23 protein-coding genes and 1 tRNA gene are annotated in these 25,521 nt (G+C 66.5%); 13 read left to right on the top strand and 11 right to left on the bottom strand.

What is annotated here, in order from left to right; translation table 11 throughout:
- Window positions 1-6 precede the first annotated feature (6 nt).
- The gene (locus tag BM171_RS04785; protein WP_139218666.1) at window positions 7-2,982 is read right to left on the bottom strand and encodes an HlyD family secretion protein; all 2,976 of its coding nucleotides are present in this window, start codon (window positions 2,980-2,982) and stop codon (window positions 7-9) included.
- A 232-nt stretch (window positions 2,983-3,214) separates the two neighbouring features.
- Here BM171_RS04785 and BM171_RS04775 point away from each other — a divergent pair, with 232 nt between their 5' ends.
- On the top strand, window positions 3,215-4,606 hold the full coding sequence (locus BM171_RS04775; RefSeq protein WP_093009675.1) for an FAD-binding oxidoreductase: 1,392 nt from the start codon (window positions 3,215-3,217) through the stop codon (window positions 4,604-4,606).
- Here the strand turns inward: BM171_RS04775 and BM171_RS04770 are convergent.
- Window positions 4,603-5,529 carry an aldose epimerase family protein gene (locus BM171_RS04770; protein ID WP_093009674.1) on the bottom strand — a complete coding sequence of 309 codons (927 nt, stop codon included), beginning with the start codon at window positions 5,527-5,529 and terminating at the stop codon, window positions 4,603-4,605. The two genes, BM171_RS04775 and BM171_RS04770, sit on opposite strands and share 4 nt — an antisense overlap.
- Window positions 5,526-6,212, bottom strand: a complete 687-nt coding sequence (locus BM171_RS04765; RefSeq protein WP_093009673.1) for a D-lyxose/D-mannose family sugar isomerase — start codon at window positions 6,210-6,212, stop codon at window positions 5,526-5,528. Before BM171_RS04765 ends, BM171_RS04770 begins: the two co-directional genes overlap by 4 nt.
- 111 nt (window positions 6,213-6,323) lie before the next feature.
- Between BM171_RS04765 and BM171_RS04760 the strand changes: the two genes are divergently transcribed.
- Genes BM171_RS04760 through BM171_RS04745 form a run of 4 tightly spaced genes read left to right on the top strand, consistent with a single transcriptional unit; the run spans window position 6,324 to window position 10,856 of the window.
- Complete coding sequence (locus tag BM171_RS04760; protein ID WP_093009672.1) at window positions 6,324-7,529, top strand: ABC transporter substrate-binding protein; 1,206 nt, start codon at window positions 6,324-6,326, stop codon at window positions 7,527-7,529.
- Window positions 7,530-7,556: 27 nt separating this feature from the next.
- Window positions 7,557-9,395 (top strand): ABC transporter permease, encoded by a 1,839-nt coding sequence (locus tag BM171_RS04755; protein WP_093009671.1) that lies wholly within the window; start codon window positions 7,557-7,559, stop codon window positions 9,393-9,395.
- On the top strand, window positions 9,392-10,162 hold the full coding sequence (locus BM171_RS04750) for an ABC transporter ATP-binding protein (RefSeq protein WP_093009733.1): 771 nt from the start codon (window positions 9,392-9,394) through the stop codon (window positions 10,160-10,162). Before BM171_RS04755 ends, BM171_RS04750 begins: the two co-directional genes overlap by 4 nt.
- A complete protein-coding gene (locus BM171_RS04745) occupies window positions 10,155-10,856 on the top strand; it encodes an ABC transporter ATP-binding protein (protein WP_093009670.1) in 702 nt (233 codons plus the stop codon). Before BM171_RS04750 ends, BM171_RS04745 begins: the two co-directional genes overlap by 8 nt.
- Before the next feature lie 55 nt (window positions 10,857-10,911).
- Here BM171_RS04745 and BM171_RS04740 read toward each other — a convergent pair whose 3' ends face one another.
- Window positions 10,912-11,808 carry a lytic transglycosylase domain-containing protein gene (locus BM171_RS04740; RefSeq protein WP_093009669.1) on the bottom strand — a complete coding sequence of 299 codons (897 nt, stop codon included), beginning with the start codon at window positions 11,806-11,808 and terminating at the stop codon, window positions 10,912-10,914.
- Between the two features lie 108 nt (window positions 11,809-11,916).
- Between BM171_RS04740 and ftsY the strand changes: the two genes are divergently transcribed.
- The gene (ftsY, locus tag BM171_RS04735; protein ID WP_093009668.1) at window positions 11,917-13,203 is read left to right on the top strand and encodes a signal recognition particle-docking protein FtsY; all 1,287 of its coding nucleotides are present in this window, start codon (window positions 11,917-11,919) and stop codon (window positions 13,201-13,203) included.
- Between the two features lie 18 nt (window positions 13,204-13,221).
- Here the strand turns inward: ftsY and BM171_RS04730 are convergent, their stop codons facing one another.
- On the bottom strand, window positions 13,222-13,716 hold the full coding sequence (locus tag BM171_RS04730) for an MgtC/SapB family protein (RefSeq protein WP_093009667.1): 495 nt from the start codon (window positions 13,714-13,716) through the stop codon (window positions 13,222-13,224).
- A 111-nt stretch (window positions 13,717-13,827) separates the two neighbouring features.
- Between BM171_RS04730 and BM171_RS04725 the strand changes: the two genes are divergently transcribed.
- Together BM171_RS04725 and BM171_RS04720 are read left to right on the top strand one after the other, a co-directional pair.
- A complete protein-coding gene (locus BM171_RS04725; protein WP_093009666.1) occupies window positions 13,828-14,730 on the top strand; it encodes an EamA family transporter in 903 nt (300 codons plus the stop codon).
- Window positions 14,731-14,768: 38 nt separating this feature from the next.
- Window positions 14,769-15,377 (top strand): inner membrane-spanning protein YciB, encoded by a 609-nt coding sequence (locus tag BM171_RS04720; RefSeq protein ID WP_093009665.1) that lies wholly within the window; start codon window positions 14,769-14,771, stop codon window positions 15,375-15,377.
- Here the strand turns inward: BM171_RS04720 and BM171_RS04715 are convergent.
- Entirely contained in the window at window positions 15,374-15,802 is a 429-nt protein-coding gene (locus tag BM171_RS04715; RefSeq protein WP_093009664.1) for an Lrp/AsnC family transcriptional regulator, read from the bottom strand. The genes BM171_RS04720 and BM171_RS04715 overlap by 4 nt on opposite strands.
- Before the next feature lie 110 nt (window positions 15,803-15,912).
- On the opposite strand from BM171_RS04715, the gene BM171_RS04710 reads away from it, so the two are divergent.
- The 4 genes from BM171_RS04710 (at window position 15,913) to BM171_RS04695 (ending at window position 21,284) form a co-directional block, all read left to right on the top strand.
- Window positions 15,913-17,052 (top strand): type III PLP-dependent enzyme domain-containing protein, encoded by a 1,140-nt coding sequence (locus BM171_RS04710; RefSeq protein WP_093009663.1) that lies wholly within the window; start codon window positions 15,913-15,915, stop codon window positions 17,050-17,052.
- A gap of 34 nt (window positions 17,053-17,086) precedes the next feature.
- Window positions 17,087-19,387 (top strand): xanthine dehydrogenase family protein molybdopterin-binding subunit, encoded by a 2,301-nt coding sequence (locus BM171_RS04705; protein WP_093009662.1) that lies wholly within the window; start codon window positions 17,087-17,089, stop codon window positions 19,385-19,387.
- Between the two features lie 184 nt (window positions 19,388-19,571).
- The gene (locus BM171_RS04700; protein WP_093009661.1) at window positions 19,572-20,042 is read left to right on the top strand and encodes a CoA-binding protein; all 471 of its coding nucleotides are present in this window, start codon (window positions 19,572-19,574) and stop codon (window positions 20,040-20,042) included.
- A 3-nt stretch (window positions 20,043-20,045) separates the two neighbouring features.
- Window positions 20,046-21,284: an NAD(P)/FAD-dependent oxidoreductase gene (locus BM171_RS04695; RefSeq protein WP_093009660.1), complete on the top strand. Its 1,239-nt coding sequence runs from the start codon at window positions 20,046-20,048 to the stop codon at window positions 21,282-21,284.
- A 25-nt stretch (window positions 21,285-21,309) separates the two neighbouring features.
- On the opposite strand, the gene BM171_RS18850 is transcribed toward BM171_RS04695, so the two are convergent.
- Window positions 21,310-21,393, bottom strand: a tRNA-Tyr gene (locus tag BM171_RS18850).
- Between the two features lie 128 nt (window positions 21,394-21,521).
- On the opposite strand from BM171_RS18850, the gene rlmB reads away from it, so the two are divergent.
- On the top strand, window positions 21,522-22,304 hold the full coding sequence (gene rlmB, locus BM171_RS04690; protein ID WP_093009659.1) for a 23S rRNA (guanosine(2251)-2'-O)-methyltransferase RlmB: 783 nt from the start codon (window positions 21,522-21,524) through the stop codon (window positions 22,302-22,304).
- A gap of 3 nt (window positions 22,305-22,307) precedes the next feature.
- On the opposite strand, the gene BM171_RS04685 is transcribed toward rlmB, so the two are convergent.
- The 4 genes from BM171_RS04685 to gatC form a co-directional block, all read right to left on the bottom strand.
- On the bottom strand, window positions 22,308-22,886 hold the full coding sequence (locus BM171_RS04685; RefSeq protein WP_245760182.1) for an N-acetylmuramoyl-L-alanine amidase: 579 nt from the start codon (window positions 22,884-22,886) through the stop codon (window positions 22,308-22,310).
- Window positions 22,887-22,969: 83 nt separating this feature from the next.
- Window positions 22,970-23,683 carry a hypothetical protein gene (locus BM171_RS04680; RefSeq protein ID WP_342741985.1) on the bottom strand — a complete coding sequence of 238 codons (714 nt, stop codon included), beginning with the start codon at window positions 23,681-23,683 and terminating at the stop codon, window positions 22,970-22,972.
- 36 nt (window positions 23,684-23,719) lie between these two features.
- Window positions 23,720-25,201: an Asp-tRNA(Asn)/Glu-tRNA(Gln) amidotransferase subunit GatA gene (gene gatA, locus BM171_RS04675; RefSeq protein ID WP_093009657.1), complete on the bottom strand. Its 1,482-nt coding sequence runs from the start codon at window positions 25,199-25,201 to the stop codon at window positions 23,720-23,722.
- The gene (gene gatC / locus BM171_RS04670) at window positions 25,198-25,485 is read right to left on the bottom strand and encodes an Asp-tRNA(Asn)/Glu-tRNA(Gln) amidotransferase subunit GatC (protein ID WP_093009656.1); all 288 of its coding nucleotides are present in this window, start codon (window positions 25,483-25,485) and stop codon (window positions 25,198-25,200) included. Before gatC ends, gatA begins: the two co-directional genes overlap by 4 nt.
- Between the last annotated feature and the right edge of the window lie 36 nt (window positions 25,486-25,521).

Raw genomic sequence — 25,521 nt, 5'->3', positions numbered from 1 at the left:
ACATCCTCAGGGGATCCAGGACCAGAACTCGATCTGGAAGAAGCGCTTCACGCTGCGCAGATACGCCTGCCAGACGCGCATCTCTTCACCCTCGATCTTGGCATAGCCCGACGTTCCTGATCTCAGCCGCGCATCGGGGTTGTCGAACACGGCATCGACGCGCACTGTCCGGCCGAAGCCTTCTTCCTCTGCGGCCGGCGAGATCGAGGCGACAACTCCTTCGATCGGCGCATCGGGGGCGCCGCGCAGCTTCATCCGCACCGGATCGCCCGGCTCCACGAGCGCGATGTCGAATTCCGGCACAGCGATTGTCGCGTTGACGGTGCCGGTATTCTCGACCTCGAGGAACGTCTCGCCGACACGCAGGTAACTGCCGATCTTCAGGCCGAGATCCGGGGTCACTACGCGTCCGTCCATCGGCGCCTCGATGCGGGTTCGGGCCAGCTCCGCCTCGCGGAAGTCGAGCTCGAGCGTCAGCCGTTCGACATCCGCGCGGGCGATGGCGAGTTCCTCTGCGGTGGCTCCGCTGCGCACGAGATCGAGGTTCGCCTCGGCCTCGGCGACTTCACTCTGATCGGCCTGGAAGCGCGACAAGACGCGGCTGTGCTCGCTTTCGCTGATCGCCTCTCGCGCGAGGAGCTCCTCGGCGCGGGTCAGCTCGTCTTGCGAGAACTGGACGGCGGCAGCCGCGCTTTCGAGCCGCGTTTCGGCCAGCCGGATCTCTTCGGGTTTCGCGCCGGCTTCGAGCCGGGCCAGTGTCGCTTGCGCGGCATCGAGCTGCGCCCGCGTCAGGCCAATCTCGCGCACCTGTTCCCAATCCGACAATTGCGCCACGACATCGCCGCGCGCCACGCCCTGACCTTCGGTGACCATCACCTCGAGCACTTCGCCATCCGTGCGCGCAACTGCCTGCGCGCGCGCATTGGGAAGAATCTCCACCTGGCCGCCCGCCTCGTAGGTGTAGGGCAGGAAGGCGACGGCAAGAAGGCCGACGCCGATCAGCGCCCAGACGACGCGAGCGGTTCCCGAGGACGTGCCTGCCCCGGTATCTGCGCGCGCGCTCATCGGGTGGGGCCGCGCCGCTGCCTCTGCCGTCCCGCCAAGGCCCGGCGCGAAGGCCCGTGCGGCGGCCATGCGCCGGCCGAGCGTCGCCTTCATCGAAAGGAGCCAAAGGACAAAGGCCAGAACGAGGAAGAAAAAGATCGACACGCCCGTGCCGCCGAGCTCGGCCTCGAGCGCCACCGCCGCATAGGCTGCCATGCCGAGCACGATCGCAGCGGTCGTCAGCACCGCGCCGACGCCGAAGAAGACGAGCGGCCAGAGATCGGCCCGCGTCAGCGTCTGCGGCATCGGACCGCCCAGGAAGACGTGGCGGAGCGCGCCGAGTGTCTTCGGCAAAAGCTGCGGCTCGTTGATGTAGACGGACATCCAGCGCTGACCCTCTGCGGGGACGAAGGGCAGCGCGGTCACGAGGAACATGATAAGCCCGAACTGAGCCGAAATCAGGCTGAGCTCGGACGCCCATGTGCCGCTTTCGCGCGTCACCGCCCAGAAGACCATGCCGAGTGAGAAGACCGACAGCCGCGCCAGAAGGGGCGCGCCGTAGGACCAAAGCTGTCCGCGCCGGTCGAGTCCACGCACGCTTCCGGTATCCACGAAGAAACGCGGCACGACGCCGAAGACGAGCATAAGGCCGAGCCCCTTGACCTGTCCGCCATGCGCCCGGATCGCGACACCCTGCGCGAGGCGCGAGACCAGGTTCACGGAGAGCGCGCCAGTGATCAGAAGCCCGATCTTGGAGAATTGGGTGAGGAGGACGTTCAGATCGGCGATCAGGATCGGCCAATTCTGCGCCGCCGTCATACCCGCCACGAGCACAAGCGGCACGATGGCCCAGAACAGGAACTTGAGCGGGTAGCCCGCGACGTAGAGAAGCTTCAGAAGAAAGCCTGGATTGAAAAGCGTCAGCCGCGCCGGACCTTGCACCTCTTGCTGAGGTTGGAAGCCGCCGCCTTGGCCTTGGCGCGCCTGCAGAATGGCGCGCAGTCGTTCGCCGTTGCCGCCGCCGCGCCCGCCACCTCCGCCGAACCCACCGGCAAACCCGCCACCTGCGCCCAGTCCGCCGCCGCCCATTCCGCCAAATCCGCCCGGTGCGCCTGTGCCGCCCATCGGGCCGAACATGCCGTCGTCGAAATCGTCCGGGCCGAACATTGCGGCGAGAGCATCGTCTTCGCTCTTGCGCGCTTTCGCAGGGCGCGGCGTATCTGCCCGGAGATCGGAGGTGACCGCGTCGAAGCGATCTGCCTCGGGCTGAGGCATTGACTTGGCCGGTTCCGCGCGCAGGGACGTCTTGCTCGCGGTCGCGGTTCGCGCCTTGGGCTCGACCTTGGCGGTCCGGGCCGCCGCATCCGGCGCCTTCGTGATCCGCGCAGGCTTTTTCCGGGCCGGTGCCGTCGGGGCCTTGGGTCCGGCGTCTTCGTCCGTCGCGGATGCCGGGCTGGCGTCACGCGGATCCGTCTCTACGGGCTTCGCCGCATCCTTTGCCTTGGCTGTTCGCGGTGCAGCATTGATGTGCGGTGCGCTGGCACGGCTGCGTTCGGGCGATCGGGCGGCGGCGGGCTTCCGTGCGGGCTTGCGCGGAGCTTGGGGCGCGGGTGCCTCGGTGCCTAGGAAGCCACGGATATGCAAACGGCGGAAGAAATCGAGCACCTGTTCGGGGGGTAGCTTCGTCTCGGCATCCTGCCCTTCATGCAGCTCGCGCAAGTGGCGCTCTCCGTTCGCAGCCTCGAGGAGGTGCTTTTCCTCGGGTGAAAGGGAAAAGGTCTTGCCGGTCGCAGGGTCTGTCAGCTCGAATTTCGGGGCGGATTTCCCCGCGCCCCTTTTGCCGCTGGTCTCGGACACGGAGAGCCCGTCCCGCAGGCGCGGCCGTTCATAGGCTGCTCCGGACTTCACCGCTTCGAAGACATTGCGGTCTTTCGACATGATTCGCGCTCCGGTGCTTTGGCGGTCGGGCAGGGCCGGTCTGATCCGCGGGTCGCACCCAAGGGGCGGGGCTTTGAGGCCCCAACGTTACGTTATCGGCGATTTTACGCCACCCATCCCCGCCGCTCAAGCGGCGCGGAATGCCGCAGGGTAAAGGCGTGGCCTGAGCGCCGCCTCTCGCGCTGGAAAGCGCCGGCTGTTAGGGTATCGAGTGAACAGAGGGGGCATCTTCATGGATGGACAGGCAAGCGGTCACGCCGCGCTCATCGCCGAGTTGTCGGACTGGCTCGGCGAGCGGATCTCGACCGGCGCATCCGTGCGCGATTTGCACGCGCGCGACGAGGCCTATGCCGCGCCGCACCTGCCCGACGCCGTGGTTTTTCCCGAAAGCACCGAGGAAGTCAGCCGGATCATGGCCGCCTGCCATGCCCATCGCTGCCCGGTGGTACCGTTCGGCATCGGCTCTTCGCTGGAAGGGCATGTCGTGCCGCTTCAGGGCGGAATCTCGATCGATACGAGCCGGATGAACAGGATCCTCGAGGTCCATGAGCAGGATCTCGACGCGGTCGTTCAGCCGGGCGTCACCCGCAAGGCGCTGAACGAGGAGTTGCGCGCGACGGGTCTCATGTTCACCGTGGACCCGGGCGCGAATGCCACCCTCGGCGGCATGGCCGCGACGCGGGCCTCCGGCACCAACGCGGTCCGCTACGGGACGATGCGCGAGAATGTGCTCGCGCTCGAGGTGGTCCTTGCGGATGGCCGGGTGATCGAGACCGGCACGCGGGCGCGCAAATCTTCCGCCGGATATGATCTGACCCATCTCTTCGTGGGCTCCGAGGGTACGCTGGGCGTCATCACCAAGCTCACCTTGCGGCTCTTTGGCCAGCCCGAGCGGATCTCGGCCGCGACATGCGACTTTCCCGATATCGGCGCGGCGGTCGAGACGGTGATCCTTGCCATCCAGTCGGGTCTGCCCCTCGCGCGGGTGGAGCTCCTGGACGAGGTGCAGATGCGGGGAATGAACCTCTACAACCCCGATCTGGGCCTGCCCGAACGGCCGCATCTTTTCCTCGAGTTCCACGGCACCGAAGCGGGCGTCGAGGAACAGGTGCAAAGCTTCCGCGACATCGCAGAGGAGTTCGGCGCGGCCAATTACGCCTGGGCCACGAAAACCGAAGACCGGACGAAACTCTGGGAAGCGCGCCACAACGCCTATTACGCCGCACAATCGCTGCGGCCCGGCGCGCGGGGTGTGGTCACCGACAGCTGCGTTCCGATCTCCGCGCTGGCCGAGGCCATCCGGCGCACCAAGGAGATGATCGCCGAGGCCGGACTTGTCGCACCGCTCGTGGGCCATGTGGGCGACGGGAATTTCCACCTCTCGATCCTCGTCGATCCAGAGGACGCGGATGAGGTCGCGAGGGCCAAGGCGCTGGCTTCGAAGGTGAGCCATGTCGCGCTCGATCTGGGCGGCACCGTCACTGGCGAGCACGGTATCGGCTCGGGCAAGATGGCCTATATGCGCGACGAGCACGGCGACGCGGTGGACGTGATGGCCGACATCAAGCGCGCGCTCGATCCGCTGAACCTGATGAACCCCGGCAAGGTCGTCGAGATCGACTAGCGCGGGGTAACGATGATCCGGGTTTCCTGTGCGTAGGTCTCGCCGGGCTGCAGGATGACCTGATCGGCCCAGGCACGCCTCGGGGCATCGACCCAGGCCTGCGGCTCCAGGGCGAGCCCGTCACCGGCACGGTAGTGCCGTCCGCCGATACCGCCCGGCAGGTCGAGATGGCCGCCGTCATAGATTTGCAGCCCCGCCTCGGTCGAGGCGATCGCGAGGCGGTATTTCGGCTCATCCAGCACCGCGATCTCCCGGCATGGCGCGCGGTGCCGGGACAGGCAGAGGTTGTGGTCGATGGGCGAGGCGATGGGCGACGGTGTCCGATAGTCGAACCTCGTGCCCGCGACCGTTTCAGGGTCGCCATCGGGTATGCCGTTCGTGACGGGCTGATAGGTATCCGCCGGGACCATGAGCCGCGCGTCGGGGCTGCGCGCGTAATAGATGTGGCTCGCAAGGTTGCAGAAGGTCGCCCTGTCGGTGCTCGCGGTGAGCGACATGCTCAGCGTCTCGCCCGAGCAGGCATAGAGCGCTTCGATCCGCAGCTCTCCGGGAAATCCCATATGCCCGTCGGCCAAGGTCAGCGTGAAGCGCGCCTCGGTCTCGCTTGCCGCCTCCAGCGTCCAGAGCTGCGCCCAGGTGCCGTCCGGTCCGCCATGCAGGATGGTGGGGCCTTCGTTCGGAACAAGGCGGTGCCGCGCGCCATCGAGCTCGACCTCGGCGTCCTCGATCCGGTTCGCGACACGGCCGACGATCGCCCCCATGAACTCGGCGTCGGTCAGGTAGGCGGCGGGATCGTCATAGCCGAGGACGAGCGGCGTCTCGATCTCGTCATGCGTCAGTGCCGCGACCGATGCGCCGCGATTGACGAGGCGGGCGCGGAGCGGGCCGTCGCCGATCTCCACGATTTGCAGCTGCTCGTTCATGCGAGCCACCGCGCGTAATCGGAGACCAGCAGGTGGCGCGGCGCGGCGTCCTCCTCAATGTCGGAGAACCGCCCCAGCGGCTCGCGATAGATATTGTCGGTCTCGTCATCGTTCACGGTCGAAACCTCGCCGATCAGGACATCGCCGCCGTCTCCCCAGAAGGCATGCCAGTCGCCGGGGCGGAGGGTGACGCTTTCTCCGGGCGCAAGGCGCAGGATCTCGCCGGGGCCGTATTCCACAGCGACGCCGTCGCACATGACCGTGCCGCCGCGATCCTCGGCACAGCCGCCCGCATCGTCTGAACCGAAAAGCTCGACGCAGAGCGTGGCGCCGCCGCGATTGATGATGTCTTCGGCCTTGAGGAAATGCGTATGCATGGGCGACAGCTGATCCTTCTTCGAAATCAGGAGCTTCTCCGCGTAACACATGCCACGCCCGGCCTCGAGGTCCGAGAGCTTTCCGTTCCGGAGCGTGAACAGGAAAAGGCCAAGCTCGTCGAACCGGCCCGCGCCGAAATCGGTGATGTCCCAGCCGCAGCGGGCGTCGATGACATGCCGCGCATTGCTTGCGCGCGTGCGAAATTCCTCGGGTGTCCAATAGGCGAAGGGCGGCAGGACGAAGCCGAAGCGGCGCATCGTCGCGTCCGCCTCCTCCATGATGTCGTTCACGCGGCTGCGCTTCATTCCAGGGCCTCCTCCTTGCCTTTTGCCGGGCTTTCCCGGTTTTGAGCTTTGCAATCCTGCCCTGCAAGTGCTTACAACCCTGACGACAGCGCCGAAAAGGACACGCGCCTCATGCTCCGCAGAACCTTTGCCGCCCTCACGGTCTCCGCAATCTCGACCATAGCCGCGCCGCTCGTTGCGCAGGACGGCGAGGCGATCCGCATCGGCGAGATCAACCATTTCAAGCGCATGGCTGCCTTCGCCGAGCCATATCGCAAGGGCTACGAGATGGCTGTCGAAGAGGTCAACGCGGCCGGTGGCATCGACGGTCGTCCGATCGAGGTGATCTTCCGCGACGATCAGGGCGAGCCGGGCGAGGCGATCCGCATCGCCGAAGAGCTGATGACCCGCGAGGGCACGGTGATGATCACCGGCTCGATCCTGTCGAATGTGGGCCTCGCCATCTCCTCGCTCGCGGATCGCCAGGGCTGGGTCTACCTCGCCTCCGAGCCCTTGGCCGATGCTCTGGTCTGGTCGGAGGGCAATCCCTGGACCTTCCGCCTGCGCGCCTCGACCTACATGCAGGCCGCGATGCTGGCCGAAGAGGCGGCCAAGACCGATGCCATCCGCTATGCGACGATCGCGCCCAACTACGCCTATGGCAACGACGCTGTCGCGGCCTTCAAGGAGGTGCTGACGGAGCTGAAACCCGAGGTAGAGTTCGTCGTCGAGCAATGGCCGCAGCTCTTCCAGATCGACGCGGGCGCCGAAGTGCAGGCCCTGGAACGCGCCAAGCCCGACGCGATCTACAACGTGACCTTCGGCCCCGACCTTGCCAAGTTCGTGCGCGAGGGCGGCGACCGGGGTCTCTTCGACGGGCGCGAGGTGTTCGGCCTTCTGTCAGGCGAGCCCGAATATCTCGAGCCGCTCGGGCCCGAGGCGCCCGAAGGCTGGGTCGTGACGGGCTATCCCTGGTACGCTTTCGATGACAGGCCGAACGCCGAATTCGTCAGCGCCTACGAGACGCGTTGGGACGAGACGCCGAAGAACGGCTCGCTTGTGGGCTACATGACGGGCCTTTCGGTCGCCGCGGCGCTCCGCGAGGCCGACAGCCTCGAGCCGGACGCGATCCGCGCGGCATTCGAGGGGCTGTCGGTGACGGGCCCCGTGGGCGAGGTGATCTACCGCGAGATCGACAACCAGGCGACGATGGGCGCGTTCGTCGGCACGACCGCGGTGGAGGACGGACAGGGCGTCATGGTCGACTGGTCGTATCGCGACGGCGCCGATTACCTGCCGGACGACGAGACCGTGTCAGAGCGCCGCCCGTCCGAGTGATCTCGCAGGGCTGACAAAGGACCGCCGATGGGCCCGATCCTCGCGCAGATCCTGACCGGGCTGGCCAATGCCGGGGCGCTTTTCATGGTCGCTTCGGGCCTGTCGCTGATCTTCGGCGTCACCCGGATCGTGAACTTCGCGCATGGCTCCTTCTACATGCTCGGGGCCTATATCGGCTGGACGCTGATGCAGGTGCTGCCGGGATCCTTCGGCTTCTGGAGCGCGATCCTGCTCGCCGGGATCGCCGTCGGCGCGATCGGAGCCTTCGTCGAGATCGTGATCCTGCGCCGGGTCTATGCCGCGCCAGAGCTTTTTCAGCTGGTCGCGACCTTCGGGGTCATCCTGATCGTGCAGGATCTCGCGCTGATGATCTGGGGGCCGCAGGATCTTCTGGGTCCGCGCGCGCCGGGATTGCGCGGGGTGGTCCGTATTTTGGGTGAGCCGGTGCCGAAATACGATCTCGCTCTCATCGCGATCACGCCTCTGGTTGCCCTGGCGCTCTGGGCGCTGATCACCCGCACGCGGTTCGGCATCCTCGTGCGTGCGGCAACGCAGGATCGGGAAATGGTTGGCGCGCTCGGCGTCAACCAGCGCTGGCTCTTCACGGGGACTTTCGCGCTTGGCTGCGCGCTTGCGGGGCTTGGCGGCGCGCTGCAATTACCCAAGGGCGGGGCGGACCTGCTCATGGATTTCACCATCCTCACCTCGGTCTTCGTTGTCGTTGTGGTGGGCGGCATGGGCTCGCTTCCTGGCGCATATCTCGCCTCGGTGCTGATCTCGGTGGTGGGGGTTTTCGGAGTGACCTTCCTGCCGCAATCGACCCTGGCGCTGACCTTCGTCGTCATGGTCGCGGTGCTGATGTGGCGGCCTTTCGGCCTATTGGGGCGGGAAGAAGTCGCAGGCGAGATGGGTCAGGTCGGCCCGCCTGAAGATCCAATCCGGCCCGCAGGCTGGCCGGTCCGTGTCGGGGTCGCGCTGGCGCTCGTTGTGCTTGCCGCGCTGCCGCTCTACGGGTCGGGCTTCGCGGTGATCCTCGCCACGGATATCCTGATCTTCTGCCTTTTCGCGGCCTCGCTGCATTTTCTTCTGGGGCAAGCCGGTCTGGTGAGCTTCGGGCATGCGGCCTTCTATGGCGGCGGGGCCTACGCTGCGGCGCTGCTGGTGCGCCATGCCGGCGCGCCGATGGAATTAGCGCTCCTCCTAGCACCTCTGAGCGCCGGACTTCTCGCGCTCGGGATCGGGTTCGTCGCGCTCCGGGCTTCGGGCGTATATTTCGCTATGCTGACGCTCGCCTTCGCGCAGCTTCTCTGGTCGCTCGTCTGGCAGGGCGGCGCGTTCACCGGCGGCTCTGACGGGCTTGTGGGCATCTGGCCCGCGCGCTGGGCCGATCCCAATGCGATCTTCTATCTTCTGACCTTCGCGCTCTGCGTGGGAGGCATCCTGATGTTGCGCCATGCGGCTCATGCGCCCTTCGGATACGCGCTGCGCGCCGCGCGGGACAATGCTCCGCGCGCGGCGGCCTCGGGGCTCGACGTGCGGCGCCTGCAATGGGCGGCGTTCACCTTCGCGGGGGCGATGGCAGGGCTCGCGGGCGGGCTCTTCGTTTTCGCCAAGGGCTCGGTCTTTCCAAACGAGCTCGAGATCGCGCGGAGTTTCGATGCGCTGATCGTGGTCTTTCTCGGCGGGGTGAAGACGCTCTCGGGCGGCTGGGTCGGTGGCGCGGTCTTCGAGGCGGGCGTCGATTGGCTGACGCGGTTCGAATACTGGCGGCTGACGCTGGGCCTCGTGGTGCTCTTCATCGTGACCATCGCGCCGCAAGGCATCGTCGGCACGGCAAGGGCCTTTTGGGCGCGGGTGCAGCGATGAGCGCGCTTCTGGATGTCCGGGATCTTTCCCGCCATTACGGCGCGCTGCGCGCCGTCGACGGCGTGAGCTTCGAGCTTGCGGCAGGGGATGTCCGTGCGCTGATCGGACCGAACGGCGCAGGCAAGTCGACCCTCTTCAAGATGCTGATGGGCGAGACGCGGCCCAATTCGGGCGAGGTCTATTTCGGCGGCGCGCGGATTACCGGCCTGCGCCCTGCGCGGATCGTGCGGCGCGGGATCGGACGGACCTTCCAGATCACCGGGACCTGGGCCTCGATGAGCGTCGCGGAGAACGTCCAGACCGCCTGCCTTGCCCATGACGGCCGAACCCTGTCGATCCTGCCCTACGCGCGGCATCTGCACCGGGAGCGCGCCGAGGCGCTCCTTGACACCGTTGGTCTTGCCGACCAGGCGGACCGGCCCGCGGCGGTGTTGGCCTATGGCGATCTCAAGCGGCTCGAGCTTGCCATCGCCCTCGCCGGGGAGCCGCGGCTCCTGCTCATGGACGAGCCGACGGCGGGCATGGCCGCGACGGAACGCACCGACTTGATGGAGACGGTCACCCGCATCGCTCGCGAGACTGGCATGACGATCCTCTTCACCGAGCACGACATGGATGTCGTCTTCGCCCATGCCGAACGGGTGATGGTGCTCGACCGGGGTGCGCTTATCGCGGAAGGCACGCCCGAAGAGGTCCGCGCCGATGCGCGGGTGCGCGAGGTCTATCTCGGCGTCGGCCTCGACCCGGAGGCTCTGGCCGATGCTTGAGCTGGAGGGACTCGAGGTCTTCTACGGCAAGGCGCAGATCCTGCAGGGTCTGTCGCTATCTGTCGGACCGGGAGAGGTTGTCGCGCTTCTGGGCCGCAACGGCGCTGGCAAGACCACGACGCTCAAGGCCACGATGCAGATGCTGCCTGTCGCGGGTGGGCAAGTGCGCTTTCGCGGAGAGGACATCACGGGAAGCGATCCCTACCGGGTGGCGCGGGCAGGCCTCGGCTACGTGCCCGAGGACCGTCGCATCTTCACGCAGCTTACCGTGCGCGAGAACCTCGAGACCGGGCGGCAGGCCGCGCGAGAAGGCGTGCCGCGATGGGACGAGGCAGCCTTGTTCGAGCTTTTCCCGAACCTTGCCGAACGCGCCGAGGCGCGGGGCAAGGCGCTTTCGGGCGGTGAGCAACAGATGTTGTCGATCGCGCGGACGCTCATGGGCAACCCGGCCTGCCTTCTGCTCGACGAGCCATCCGAAGGCATCGCGCCGGTGATCGTGACCGAAATGGCCCGTGCGATCCTGCGCCTCAAACGCGAAGGGCTGAGCGTGCTTCTGTCCGAACAGGCCTTGCCCTTTGCCCGCGCCGTGGCGGACCGGGTGGCGGTGATCGACCACGGCCGGGTCGTCTTCGAGGGTGATTTTTCCGCGCTCGATGCAGCGCCGGAGATCGCGAAACGGCATCTGGCGGTCTGAGCGTCGAGCGGGATCTATACGGTATTTTTGCCAAGCCAAAGCAGGGGCGGCGCGGCTAGTCGTTGCGATAGACCGCGCAGACGCAGCCCGATGACCTGAGGCGGTCGCATAGCTGACCCGCCGCGCGCCCGTTCTCGGCACCGAGCCGGGCCATGTAGAAGCCCTGCCGCCCCGAGACGCGGTTCTTGACGAAGACGAGGTCGAGGTCGGCGGCGTTTGCAACGCTCTGGCAGGCGCGTGTCTTGCGGGTGAATGCCTCGCGCGCGGCGCTTTTGGAGCGGCCGAAGGCGACCTGTACGCCCCAGGGGGCGATGACGGGCTCTGGATCGGGATAGACGCTGAGGCGGCTTTCGAGCGCGAGTTCAAGACAAGCGTCTTCGAACGGCATATCGCCCTGCAGACGGAAATCGGGCTCTTCGGGTGGATCGTCGCGCCAGGTCTCGGCGGTCAGGCCGGTGATGATCTGAACGTAGTCGACGGTCTCGCGGGCAAGGCCGCCGGTCTTTGCGATCAGCCCCTCGGCGCGCGCCTCGCCGCCGTTATAGGCAACGGCCGCGAGGCCTTCATTGCCGAAACGGGTCGTCAGCTCGGCGAGGTATTGGGCGGAATATTCGATGGCGAGCGCCGGGTTCAGGCTGTCGGTCAGGCCACGCAGAGCCGCCGTGCTGTCGATGAATTGCGCGATGCCGCGCGCATCGGCGGGTGAGAGCGCGTTGGGATCAAAGCGGCTTTCCTGCCAGAGAAGCCGGGCGAAGAAATGCGGGTTCAGCCCGTTCGCGCCGGCAAAATGTCCGATCGCCTGGCAGATGTCGTGCGCGCGATGCGCGGGCCGGATGCACTGCACATTCGCCGTTTTGCCCGAGGAGCATAGCGTGCCCGGCGCGCGCAGCTCGAAGGCGACGGCGGCTGGCGCGGGCAAGAGGCACAGAAGGAGCAAGGCGAGACGCAGCATGAGGTGAAGTCTAAGGCCGCTGCATGCGGCGGGGTCAACGGGCCTTTTCCTCACGAAGGCGAGGGGATAGGTGAAAGGGGATCCTTTCCCAGGCCAGGCAGGCACGGCATGTCCTTTTTCGGCAAGCTCAAATCCAAGCTCTTCAAATCCTCGTCGAAGCTCGAGGAGGGGCTCGATGCCATCGTCGAGGAGGGTGGCAGCGCCGAGCCCGAGACACCGGAGCCCGAGCGCCCCGCGACACCCGAGCCCGAGGCACCGGACGTCACGCCGCCCCAAGACCCCGAGCCTGCGCCGCGCCCGGCTCCCGAGACCCCGCCCGAGCCGCCCCGCGAAGCGCCACAGCCGGAAGATCCGCAGCCCGAGCCGGGGGAGACGCCCGCGCCGGACGTGCCCATGCCCGAGGATCCCGCGCCCGAGCCGCCAACCGAGCGCCCGGCGTTGACGCCGATCGAGATCCCCGAGGCGCCTGCGGAGACTGCGCCCGAGACACCGCAGGAGGCACCAGCGGGCGGCGGTGTCTTCTCGCGTCTCTTCGGCAAGCGCGGGCAGGCGACCGAGATGCGGCGCGCGCTTGACGATGATATGCTTGAACAGCTCGAGGAGCTGCTCATCACCGCCGATATGGGCGTCGAGACGGCGTTGCGCGTGACGGCGAACATGGCCGAGGGGCGGATGGGGCGCAGGCTCTCCACGCGGGAGATCAAGGAGCTGCTCGCCACCGAGATCGCGCGGATCATGGAGCCCGTCGCCAAGCCGCTGCCGCTTTATCCGTCTAAGCCGCAGGTCGTGCTGGTCGTCGGCGTGAACGGGTCGGGCAAGACCACGACGATCGGCAAGCTTGCTTCGCAGTTCCGTGCCGCCGGGAAGTCCGTGGTGATCGCGGCGGGCGATACGTTCCGCGCCGCCGCCGTGGAGCAGCTCCAGGTCTGGGGCGAGCGCGCGGGCGTGCCGGTCCTGACCGCGCCCGAAGGCTCGGATCCGGCCAGCCTGGCCTTCGATGCGCTCGGCAAGGCGCAGTCGGACGGCGCGGACCTTCTGATGATCGACACGGCGGGGCGGCTTCAGAACCGCGCCGACCTCATGGCCGAGCTCGAGAAGATCGTGCGCGTCATCCGCAAGAAAGATCCCGACGCGCCGCATAATACGCTGCTCGTGCTCGATGCGACCACGGGGCAGAACGCGCTCAACCAAGTCGAGACCTTTCAGAAGCTCGCCGACGTTTCGGGCCTCGTGATGACCAAGCTGGACGGGACTGCGAAAGGCGGGGTGCTGGTGGCGCTGGCCGACCGGTTCGGCCTGCCGATCCACGCGATCGGTGTCGGCGAGCAGATCGACGATCTCGCGCCCTTCGATCCCGAGGAATTCGCCGCCGCGCTGACCGGGCTCGAACGGTGAGATCGGCGGACGCGCGGCTCAGTCGTCGTTCGCGCGTTCGGCAGGGGCGAGCGCTGCCATGATCCAGAGGACAGCAAGGCCGAGGCCGGTGGCCAGGAGCGCCAGCGGCACGTTGCCCGTGCCGCAGGAGAGCCCCACCGCGCCGGCCATCCACATGCCCGCGCCCGTGGTCAGGCCCTGCACCTTCGCGCCGTGGGTGATGATCGAGCCCGCGGCCAGAAACGCCACGCCCTGTGTGACCGCCTCGATGACACGGATGGGATCTGTGCGGAGTGAATCCTGGTCGTTCTCGGGAAGATCCATCAGGTCGAACGCGATCAGCGTGAAGAGACAAGCCGCGATGGCGATGAGAATGTGCGTGCGTAAGCCCGCAGGCTTGTCGCGGCGCTCCCTTTCCCAGCCGAGTACGGCGCCGAGCGTCGCCGCGCAGACCAGCCGCAGCGCCGCGACCGGTAATGGCGTGGTGCTGAATGTGGTGAGGAACTCCTGCCGGAGTAGCTCAAGCCAAGGCATGTGCGCCGCTCCTGTTTGTAACACTTACGTGACGAACGCCCCTTTTGGTGTGATGTTTCCGGGTGCCGCTAAAAAATTTGCGGAGAATGCACCTTATTTGTCGGAGCCCGCATGTCCGACCTGATCGTATCGCTCGAAGGGACCGAGGCGGGGCATCGGCTCGCGCTTGCGCTGGCGCTGCTGGCGGCCTTTCTGCACGCGGTCTTCGGCGCGCTTCAGAAGGGGCGGCACGATCCGTGGCTGTCGCGCGGGGCGATAGATGCCTCCTACGGGCTGATGGCGATGCCGATCGCGCTGTTTCTCGTGCCGTTCCCCGAGCCGCATATGTGGCCGATCTTCGCCGGCGCGTTCGTCATTCACACCGGCTACAAGATCATGCAGGCGCTGGCCTATACCAAGGGGGCCTACACGGTCGTATACCCCGTGGTGCGCGGCACGGGGCCTCTTTTCACCGTGATCGGAGCGGGGATCCTCTTTGGCGAGGTCTTCACCGGCGTGCAATGGCTGGGCGTCGGCGTGCTGCTCGCGGGGATCTTCGGATTAGCTGTCTACAATTTCATTTTTCTCGAGACGCAGCGGGAGTCGCTCGGGATCGCGCTTATCCTCGCGGTCATAACCGGGCTTCTGGTCGCGCTTTACACGACCTACGACGCCTATGGGATCCGCGCGACGGCGAACCCCTTTACCTTCCTTGCGTGGTTCTTCTTCATCGACGGGCTGGCGATGCCGCCCTATGCGGTCTGGCGGTGGAGCCGCATGGCGGATAGACCGACACTCGGCCCACTGGCGCTGCGCGGCATCGTGGGCGGCATCGTCGCCTTCTTCTCGTTCGGGTCGGTGATGCTGGCAACGCGGCTCGACAAGGTCGGCGAGGCCGCAGTTCTGCGCGAGACCTCGACCGTCTTCGCAGCGGTGATCGGCTGGCTCGTGCTCAAGGAAACGGTGGGGCCACGGCGTATCGCGCTGATGACGCTGATCGCGACCGGCGCGGTCATCGTTGAGATGGGCGGCTGAATACCCCATATCACCACGAGCAAAACGAAGGAGAGACCATGAGCGAGAAACGCGAGATCAATCCGCTGGTGAAAAGCGGGCTGGAACTGGGTCCGGTGATCCTGTTTTTCGTGGCGTATCTCTGGCTCAAGGATCGCGTCTTCACCATCGGCGGGACGGAATATGACGGCTTCATCGTCGTGACAGCCGGCTTCATTCCGGTGATCCTCGCCTCGACCGCGGCGCTGTGGGCTCTCACCGGGCATCTCAGCCGTATGCAGATCGTGACCGCGGTGCTGATCGTGGTCTTCGGCGGTCTGTCGGTCTGGCTGAACGACGACCGCTTCTTCAAGATGAAGCCAACGCTGATCTACCTGCTCTTCGGCGCGGTCCTCGGCGTCGGGCTCCTGCGCGGGCAAAGCTATCTCCGCCTCGTGATGGAAGGTCTGATGCCGCTCAAGGATGAGGGCTGGATGAAGCTCACCCAGCGGCTCTGCGCCTTTTTCTTTGCACTGGCGGTGCTCAACGAGATTGTCTGGCGGACGATGACGACCGAAACCTGGGTCTATTTCAAGACCTTCGGTCTGACGGCAGCGCTCTTTGCCTTCTTCATCGCCCAAGGCGCGCTTTTCCGCGACTACGCGCTGGAAGAAGACGGGCAGGGTTAACGCGCGATCTTCGTCGTCAGGTGAATGAGGCTTTCGGAACTTCTGACGCCCTTCGCCTCCCCGATCCTGTCCAGGAGCGCGTCGAGCGCCTCTGTTGTCTCCGCCGTGACTTCCACAAGAAGGTCCGTGCGCCCCGAGGTCGTGGTCGCGCGGACGATACCGGGCAAAGCTTTCAGCCGGGCGACGACCGCAGCCTCGCTGCGAGGCTCGACTGAGACCAGAACGGAGGCGGAGAGCACGGGCTTCAGCCCCGGTCCCTTGCGGATCGTGTACCCGCCAATGGTGCCTGAGCTTTCCAGCCGTTCGAGCCGGGCTTGAACCGTGGTCCGCGCGAGTCCCGTCGCGCGCGCCAGCTTGGCGACCGGCGCGCGGGCGTTCTCGGCGAGTAGTGCGATCAGGTGACGGTCGGTATCGTCGATTTGCATGATTTGTCCTGCGATCTGCCGGAATTTTCGTTCAGACTGACTCAAGTGGCGCGTGAAAGCGACGAAAACCTGCCGCACACTTTCTCAAAACAAGAGCAGTGAGGGCAGGCATGGTTCGGCAGGACAGATTTTTCACGACCGAGGCGACGCATCTCGCGCACGCGATGCCGGAAGCGCCGGTTCTCTATTTCCGCCCCGAGGCGCTGGCTGCGCGCGCAGAGACCTTCCTGCGCGGGTTTCCGGGACAAGTGACATACGCGGTCAAGGCGAACCCCGCGCGGCATGTTCTGGAAGCGCTGCGCGCGTCCGGCATATCCGCTTTCGATGTTGCCTCTCCCGAGGAGATCGACTGGGTGCGCCGCGTACTGCCCGGCGCGGTCTTGCACTACAACAACCCGGTTCGCGCGCGCGGCGAGATCGCGCTCGCGCGGGAGGCGGGCGTTACCTCATGGTCCGTCGACAGGATGAGCGAGCTCGACAAGCTCGGCGATGTGGCGGGCCACGAGATCAGCGTACGGCTCAAGCTGCCTGTCCTTGGCGCGGCCTACGATTTCGGCGCGAAATTCGGGGCGGAGCCCGCCGCCGCCACCGCGCTACTGGCCGCAGCGGCTGCGCGCGGCGCGCGGCCTGCGATCTGTTTCCATCCCGGCACGCAATGCACCGAACCGGCGGCGTGGGTGGCGTATATCCACGCGGCGGCACGCGTCGCGGACGACGCCGGGGTGACGCTGGAGCGGCTCAATGTCGGCGGCGGCTTTCCCGCGGCGCGCGGCGGCGCGTCCCCGAATTTCCGAGCAATCTTCCAGGCCATCGAGCGAGCCGCGCAGGACGCCTTCGAAACGCCGCCCGCGCTGTTGTGCGAGCCGGGCCGCGCGCTTGTGGCAGACGCGTTCTCGCTGGCGCTGCAGGTCAAGGCGCTGAGCGGCGAGGCGATCTTTCTCAATGACGGGGTCTACGGCCATCTTGCCGAATGGCGCGACATGGCCGCCGGGGCGGGTGTCGTGACGCTTGGCCCTGATGGGCCTCGCAACGCTCAGCCAGAGCCGCGCATCGTTTTTGGCCCGACCTGCGACAGTATCGACCGGCTGCCGGAGGTGCTGGCGTTGCCTGCCGACATCGCGGAGGGCGATTACTTGATCTTCCCGGGTCTCGGAGCCTACGGCAGCGCCATCGCCACCGGTTTCAATGGTTACGGCCGGGCGGAGACCGTCACTCTCTCGGGCACTGGACACCGCGTCACGGAGATTTAAGGTCCGGCCAAACCCTCAGCCGGAGACACCTTTCATGGAAAAGTTCGGAAAAAGCCAACCCGTCCCCCGCCGCGAGGACGTGAGGTTTCTCAAGGGCGAAGGGCGCTATACCGACGATGCGGCCCCGGATGGCGCGCTCTACGGTGTCTTCCTGCGCGCGCCGGTCGCGCATGGCCGGATCACCGGGATGGACGTGGAGGAGGCACGCGCCGCGCCGGGCGTGCATCTGGTGCTGACCGCTGACGAGTTGCGGGCCGAAGGCGTGACCGACGGGCTCTTTACCGTGATGGTCAAGAACCGCGACGGCAGCTCCGGCATCGCCCCGCGCCGCCCCATCCTCGCCGAGGACAAGGTGCGCTTCGTCGGGGAGCCGATGGCGCTGGTCGTGGCCGAAACACTCGATCAGGCCAAGGATGCGGCAGAGCTCATCATGCCCGATATCGAGGATCTCCCGGTACATCTCGAGATCGGGCCGGGCGGCGAGGCGCTGCACGACGAAGCCCCGGACAACCGCTCCGTCACCTTCGGGATCGGCGACGAGGACAAGGTGTCCGAGGCGCTGGAGACGGCAGAGCACACGGTCACGATGACAGTGTCCGACAACAAGGTCATCGCCAATTCGCTCGAGGGCCGCGTATGTATCGCCGATTGGGACGGCGAGCGTCTGCATGTCGACCTTTCGAGCCAGGGCGTCTGGACACACAAGTCGCAATTCGCGAAGCTTCTCAACCTCGATCCCGAAGCCGTCCATGTCACCACGCGGGATGTCGGCGGCGGCTTCGGCATGAAAACGATGATCTATCCCGAATATTTCGCGGTCGCCCAAGCCGCGCGGATGCTGGGGCGGCCCGTCCGCTGGGCAGCCGAGCGCGGCGAGGGGATGCTGTCGGACAATATGGGCCGCGATCTCGTCTCGACCGCGACGCTTGGTTTCGACGCCGAGTACCGGATCACCGGATACCGCATCGATACGCGCTTCAACCTCGGGGCTTATGCCAGCCAGTTCGGCCCGCTCATGCAGACGCAGCTCTTCAGCCGGGTGATGACAGGCGTCTACGACATCAAGGCGGCCTATCTCGAATCCGAGGCGTTCTTCACCAATACCTGCCAGGTCGACGCCTATCGCGGGGCCGGGCGGCCCGAAGCGATCTACCTTCTGGAGCGGATGATGGACCGTGCGGCGCGCGAGCTGGGTCTGACCCCGTGGGAGCTGCGCCGTCGCAATTTCATCGCGCCGGACAGGTTTCCCTACGATACCGTCGGCGGCGAGACCTACGATGTCGGCGAATTCGCCCGCGTTCTGACCCATGCCGAACGCGCGAGCGACGCGAAAGGCTTTGCCGCGCGCAAGGCCGAGACCGAGGCGCGCGGCAAGCTGCGCGGGCAGGGGCTTTGCTACTATATCGAGGCCATTCTTGGCGCGCCCGACGAGGGCGTGGAAGTCGTGTTCGAAGACGGCGGCGCGACCATCTATGTCGGCACCCAATCAAACGGGCAGGGGCACGAGACGGTCTATGCCCAGTTTCTCAGCGATCAGACCGGCATCCCCGTGGAGGCGATCCGCGTCGTTCAGGGCGATTCGGACAAGATCGCGCAAGGCGGAGGCACTGGCGGATCGCGTTCGGTCACGGTGCAGGCCAATGTCACGCTGAAGGCCGTGGACGATATCGTGACCGCGTTCTCGGGCTTCCTGGCCGATGAGTTCGGCGTCGGGCGGGGCGACGTATCCTTCGACGATGAGCGGTTCCGGATCGAAGGATCGAACGAGACGCCGACCATGCTCGAGGTGGCGGAGATGGCGCGCGAGAAAGGGCAGGATGCGCTTTTGTCATTCAAGGCGCATGAAAAGCTCGCCGCTCGGTCCTTCCCCAATGGCTGTCATGTCGTCGAGGTGGAGGTTGACCCCGAGACCGGCGAAGTGAGCCTCGATCGCTACGCCATCGTCGACGATTTCGGCAATCTCATCAATCCCTTGCTGGTCGAGGGGCAGGTTCACGGCGGGATCGCTCAAGGCGCGGGCCAGGCGCTGCTAGAACGGGTCGTCTATGATGAGACCGGTCAGCTTCTGACCGCCTCCCTGATGGATTACGCGATGCCGCGCGCCGACAATCTTCCGTTCTTCCGCTTCGAGACCGAACCTGTGCCCTCCACCTCGAACCCGATGGGGATGAAAGGCTGCGGGGAAGCCGGCACCGTCGGCGCGCTCGCCGCTATCTCGAACGCCGTGCAGGACGCGCTTTGGCAGCGGGGCGTGCGGCAAGCCGACATGCCTTTCACGCCGCACCGGGTCTGGGAGATGCTACGCGCCGCCGAATCTCCGCTGGCCGCGGAATAGCTTTATTCCCAAGTGCAACCGAAAATGTTCACGCTTTTGCGATTGGCCTTTAAACTGTGTCTTTCGCGCCCATTTATTTATCAGGATCGCGGGCTCGGAACGCTCGCGAGACCTTCACTGTCCCTCGTTCCGTGACTGGCGCTCGGGTTCTTGCCCGGGCGCCTTTTTCGTGCTGTCTGGTCGCATGACAGCCTATTCCGACGCCCATATCCGAGACATTCTGAAACGTACTCGCGTGATCGCCATGATCGGGGTGTCGCCCAACCCGGTGCGGCCGAGCCACTATGTCGGCAGGTATCTGTCGCTCAAGGGGTTCGAGGTGTATCCGGTCAATCCCGGACATGCGGGCAGCGTTGTCTTCGGGCGCGAGGTGGTGGGGTCGATGGCCGATATCGACGCTGAGGTCGACATGGTCGATATCTTCCGCCGCTCCGAGGCCGTGCCGCCCATCGTCGACGAGGCGCTGGAGCTTTTCCCGACGCTCAAGACTGTCTGGATGCAGATCGGTGTCGAACACGCCGAGGCGGCGGCGACAGCCGAGGCGCGCGGCGTCGACGTGATCCAGAATCGCTGCCCGAAGATCGAATATCAGCGCCTGTTCGGTGAGCTGCGTATGGGCGGCTTCGCGACGGGCGTCATCTCGTCCAAGCTCTGAGCCATGCGCGTCGCGGTCATCGGGGCAGGGATCGTCGGGGTATCGTCTGCGATCTGGCTGAGACGGCTGGGCGCGGACGTGACGCTGATCGAAAGGGGTGATCCGGGCGCGGCCGCGTCCTGGGGCAATGCCGGCGTGCTTGCCGCCTCGGCGGTTCGGCCTTCGCTCGATGCGGCCGCCATCCGTCGCGCGCCGGGGATGCTGCTTGATCGCGATGCGCCGCTTTTCCTGCGTTGGGCTTACCTTCCGAAGGTCTTGCCCTGGCTCTTGCGCGCGGCGCGTCATGCCGGACAAGCGGAGGTCGCGCGGATCGGCGCGGCGCTGGAAACCTTGGTGACCGATGCGGTCGAATCGCATGAGGCACTAGCCAAAGGCACGCGCGCCGAGGCGTTCCTCCGGCGATCCGATTACGTCTATGCCTACCAGGATATGCGGGCCTACACGGCGGATGCGGCGGCGCTTGCGATCAAGGCGCGGGCGGGGTTTCCGCATGAGCGGATCGAGGGACGCGCGGTGCAGGAGTATGATCCGGCCCTTGGTCCCGGCATCGGTTGCCTCGCCGTCATGAAGGATCACGGTTTCATCGCCGATCCCGGCGCGTATGTCTCGGCATTGGCACAGACCTTCGAAGCCGAAGGTGGCATGCTCTGGCGGGCGAAGGCGCAGCATCTTGTCCTCGAGGACGGTAAGGTGCACGGCGTGATCGCGGATGGAGAAACGCGCGCCTACGAGCGTGTGGTGGTGGCCGCAGGTCTCGGATCGCGCGCGCTTCTCGCCGAAGCGGGCCTCGATCTGCCGCTCGAGACGGAGCGCGGGTATCATCTGCAGCTCAGTGATACGGCAGGCGGCCCCCGCCAACCCACGATGGTCGCCAGCGGGCAATTCGTGGCAACACCGATGACGGACGGCACGCGGCTTGCCGGAATTCTTGAATTCGGCGGCACCGAGGCCGGACCCTCCCGCGCGCCCTTCGGACTGCTCCGGAGGCAGGCGGCAAAGGCGTTCCCGAACCTCGCGCTCGGGACAGCCCGCGAATGGATGGGGCACCGCCCGGCCTTGCCGGATTCCCTGCCGCTTCTTGGGGAGATCGGGCAGAGCGGCCTCTGGGGCGCTGTCGGGCATCACCATGTCGGACTGACCGCCGGTCCGAAGACGGGACGGCTTCTGGCCGAGGCGCTGATGGGGCGGCGTCCGAACGTCGATCTCGCGCCTTATGCCGCGCGCCGGTTCGGGCACGGATGACGGTCTTCTAATACGTTGGGGAAAATGGTGGGCGACCCTGGAATCGAACCAGGCGTGGGTCTCCCCGGCGGATTTACAGTCCGCTGCCGCACCTTGCAGCGCGTCGCCCTGCGCGGGCTCGCAGCCCTCGCGTGGAGCGTCGGATACAGAAGGCCCTATGGCCCGTCAACCGGAAAATCCCTTGCATGACGGGGCGCTCTCGGACATGCCGGAGACCCGTGAACAAAGGTGCATGACATGGCGAAAAAGCCTCGTTGGGTGGTCGAGAAAGAGCAGGCGAAGAAAGCCGGCGCGGCGGAAACCGTCTGGCTCTTTGGTCTGCACGCCGTGCGCGATGCGCTGGAGAATCCCGCCCGTGTGAAGCTTCGGCTGATCCTGACGCCCAATGCCAGCGAAAAGCTGAAGGACGCGGTGGCGGCCTCGGGTGTCGAGGCGGAGATCCACGATCCGAGGAAGTTCTCTGCGCCGCTCGATCCCGGCTCCGTGCATCAGGGCGCGGCGCTCGAGGTAAAACCGCTCGATTGGGGCCCGCTTGCCGACGTCGCTGCCGGAGATGGAGAGCGGCCGCCGCGCGTCGTTCTTCTGGACCGCGTGACCGATCCGCATAACGTCGGTGCGATCCTGCGCTCGGCCGAGGTGTTCGGCGCGCGTGCCGTGATCGGCACGAAACATCATTCCGCGCCGGAGACCGGGGCGCTCGCCAAGACCGCGTCAGGCGCACTCGAGCGTCAGCCCTATCTGCGCGAGGTCAACCTGTCGCGCACGATCGAGACGCTGAAGGATATGGGCTACACGGTGCTCGGTCTTGATGGGGAGGCGGACGGGTCTCTCGAGGCGGCTATCGCCGAGGCGGGCAGCCGGGCCGTGGCGCTGGTTCTGGGGGCGGAAGGTCCGGGACTCCGGCCCAAGACCAAGGAAAGTTGCGATTCACTGGTGCGGATCGACTTCGCGGGCGGTTTCGGCTCGCTCAACGTGTCGAATGCCGCAGCGGTGGCGCTTTACGCGGCGCGGGCGCGGTAGCTGCTAAGCCTCCGCCGCTGGATATCGCGCGGCAAGACCCGCTATCGCCGCGCGATCCGCATCCGAGAGCGGCCCGTCGCCCCAGGGCCGCAGCCGTAGCCGCACCGCGTTGAGCAGCGCCTCTTCCTGACCTTCCGCCCAGGCAAAGCCCGCGCGGCGCGCATCGGCCTCGAATTCTCCCGGTCTGCCCGTTTCCGGCCAGACCGCGAGCCCCGACAGCGCCAGGCGTCTCCAATCGAAGCGCGGACCCGGGTCGATCTTGCGCCCGACGGCCATGTCGGAATGCCCGATCACACGCTCGGGCGCGATGTCCCAGCGCTGCATGATGTCCGGCAGGAGCGCTTCGAGAGCCGCCATCTGCGGCTCGGGAAAGGGCGAGGCACCGTCATTGGCAAGCTCGATCCCGACCGAGCGCGAATTCATGTCGGTGATCGCGCCCCATTGCCCGGCGCCCGCGTGCCAGGCCCGCATCTCCTCGTCGACGAGTTGCCAAGTCCGGCCATCCTCGGCGATGAGGTAATGGGCCGACACCTCGGCCTCGGGCGTGCAGAGGCGCGTCAGCGCTGCCTCGGGCGTCTGCATGGCGGTGTAGTGGATGATGACGTGGTCGGGCCGCGCGCCGTCACGGCGCGGCCCGCAATTGGGCGAGGGGCGTCGTTCGATCCTCAGCTTCCGCGCACCGAGCGGAAGACCGACGGATCCCAGCTGCAGGCAAAGCCGTCGCCATCGGCATCGAGCCCTTCGCGGTCGCGCTCGGGCCCGCCCGCGGCGAGAAACGCCTCCTGCGCCAGATCGCTCGATGCGTAGCTGCGGCAGTTCCGAGCTTCCTTCTCCTTTGACGAGAAGGGGCCACGCCGATAGAGCGGCTGGCCGACCTGGTTGTTGGTCTGGAGCGCGTAGGCCACGATGTTCGGCCCCTCATTGCCGGTGCGCTGCGGCACTGCGCCCGGCTGGATCACCTGGTACTGAGCCCGGTTCTGCTGGATGAGCGCCGCGTCCTGCTCGATCGACCGTTCGCCGGACACCGAGTCGAAATTCTGCTCGTCGGAAATGCCGGCGGCATTTGTCACCGATTGCGGCGGCGGGTTGGAGGGCGAGGCGTCGACCGGCCCCGAATTACCGTCGAGCGCGCGTGCGGCCATCTCGGCAACATCGTCGCCGCCACCGGTGCCGGATGCGCCATCCAAGGGCTGCGAGGAGACATCGGCGGGCGGCTGCACGGCGGTCGTGCCGGTGCCCTGAAGCTCCGCGTCGACCGCGGCGCGACGGTTGTCATCGTAGCTGTCGAAACCGACGCCCGCGCCACTGTCGGGGACCGACGGCGCACATGCGGTCAGCGCAAGAAGCGCGACAGGAGTCAGGATGTGAAAGCGCATCATGCGCACCTCCGATACGTCAGTTGAGCCGAACGGGCGTTACCACCAACGTTCGGGCTTGGCCACATAGCCTGCCGCCTGCTCGAGCGCATAGGCGGTATTCAGCAGATCGCCCTCTTCCCAGGGCCGACCGATGAGCTGCAGCCCGAGCGGCAGACCGCTTTTGTCGAGGCCGGTCGGAACAGATATACCCGGAAGCCCCGCGAGGTTCACGGTCACGGTGAACACATCATTGAGATACATCTGAACCGGATCGGCGTTCTGCATCTCGCCGAGCCCGAAGGCGGCCGAGGGCGTCGCAGGCGTCAGGATAGCGTCGACGCCCTGCGCGAACGCTTCCTCGAAGTCCCGCTTGATGAGGGTGCGGACCTTGCGGGCGCGGTTGTAATAGGCGTCGTAGAAGCCAGCGGAAAGCACGTAGGTGCCGACCATCACGCGGCGCTGCACCTCGGGACCGAAGCCTTCGGCGCGGGTCTTCTCGTACATGTCGACGATGCCGTCGCCCTGGCCGAGCTCGGCGCGGCGGCCATAGCGCACGCCGTCATAGCGCGCGAGGTTAGAGGACGCCTCGGCGGGGGCGATCACGTAATATGTGGGCAGCGCGTATTTCGTGTGCGGCAGCGAGATATCGACGATCTTCGCGCCCGCATCCTCGAGCATCTTGCGCCCCTCGGCCCAGAGATCCTCGATTTCCTGCGGCATGCCCTCCATGCGGTATTCGCGCGGAATGCCGATGGTCTTGCCCTTGATATCGCCCGTCAGCATCGCCTCGAAATCCGGCACGGCGAGGTCGGCCGATGTCGAATCCATCGGGTCGTGCCCGGCCATCGCCTGCAGCATGATCGCCGCGTCGCGCACGTCCTTGGTCATGGGGCCAGCCTGGTCGAGCGAGGAGGCGAAGGCGATGATGCCCCAGCGAGAGACACGGCCATAGGTGGGCTTGAGGCCGGTAATGCCGGTGAAGGCCGCGGGCTGGCGGATCGAGCCGCCGGTATCCGTGCCCGTCGCCGCAAGGCAGAGATCGGCCGAGACCGCCGCTGCCGAACCGCCCGAGGAGCCGCCGGGCGTCAGCGCGCGGTCGTCGACCTTCCAGGGGTTCACCGCATTGCCGTAGACGCTGGTCTCGTTCGACGAGCCCATCGCGAACTCGTCCATGTTGAGCTTGCCCAGCATGACCGCGCCCGCCTCGAAAAGCTGACGCGTCACGGTGGATTCGTATTCGGGGCGGAAGCCTTCGAGAATCCGGCTCGCCGCCTGGCTGTCGACGCCTTGCGTGCAGAAGAGATCCTTGATGCCAAGCGGGATGCCCGTCATCGCCGTCGCATCACCCGCCTTGATCCGCGCATCCGCCGCGCGGGCCATCTCAAGCGCCTTATCGGGCGTCTTGTGCGCGAAGGCGCCGAGCGCATCCGCGCCCTCAATCTCCGCAAGGCAGGCCTCGGTAAGCTCTACGCTTGTGACTTCGCCCTTGGCCAGCGCATCGCGGGCCTCGGCGATCTTCATGGCACTGAGTTCGCTCATTCCACCACCTTCGGAACGGCAAAGAAGCCCTCGCGCGCATCGGGCGCGTTCGACAGGACGCGTTTCGCATCGCCGCCTGCCGTCACGACATCCTCGCGCCGCTTGAGGCGCTGGGGCGTGACCGAGACCATGGGTTCGACGCCGTCCACGTCGACTTCCGAGAGCTGCTCGATGAAGCCGAGAATGGTGTTGAACTCTTGTGCGAGCTCGGGAAGGCGCGCTTCCTCGACCCGGATCCGGGCGAGCTTGGCGACATGGGCCGCGGTCTTTTCGTCAATCGACATGGGGGCGGGGCCTCTCTGGTCTGACGTCTTTCGTTC

Origin of the sequence: Roseivivax halotolerans (assembly GCF_900115815.1) — a bacterium.
Lineage (GTDB): Bacteria > Pseudomonadota > Alphaproteobacteria > Rhodobacterales > Rhodobacteraceae > Roseivivax > Roseivivax halotolerans.
The sequence above is the reverse complement of the archived record's forward strand: the minus strand, read 5'-3'. Positions and strand labels throughout refer to the sequence as shown.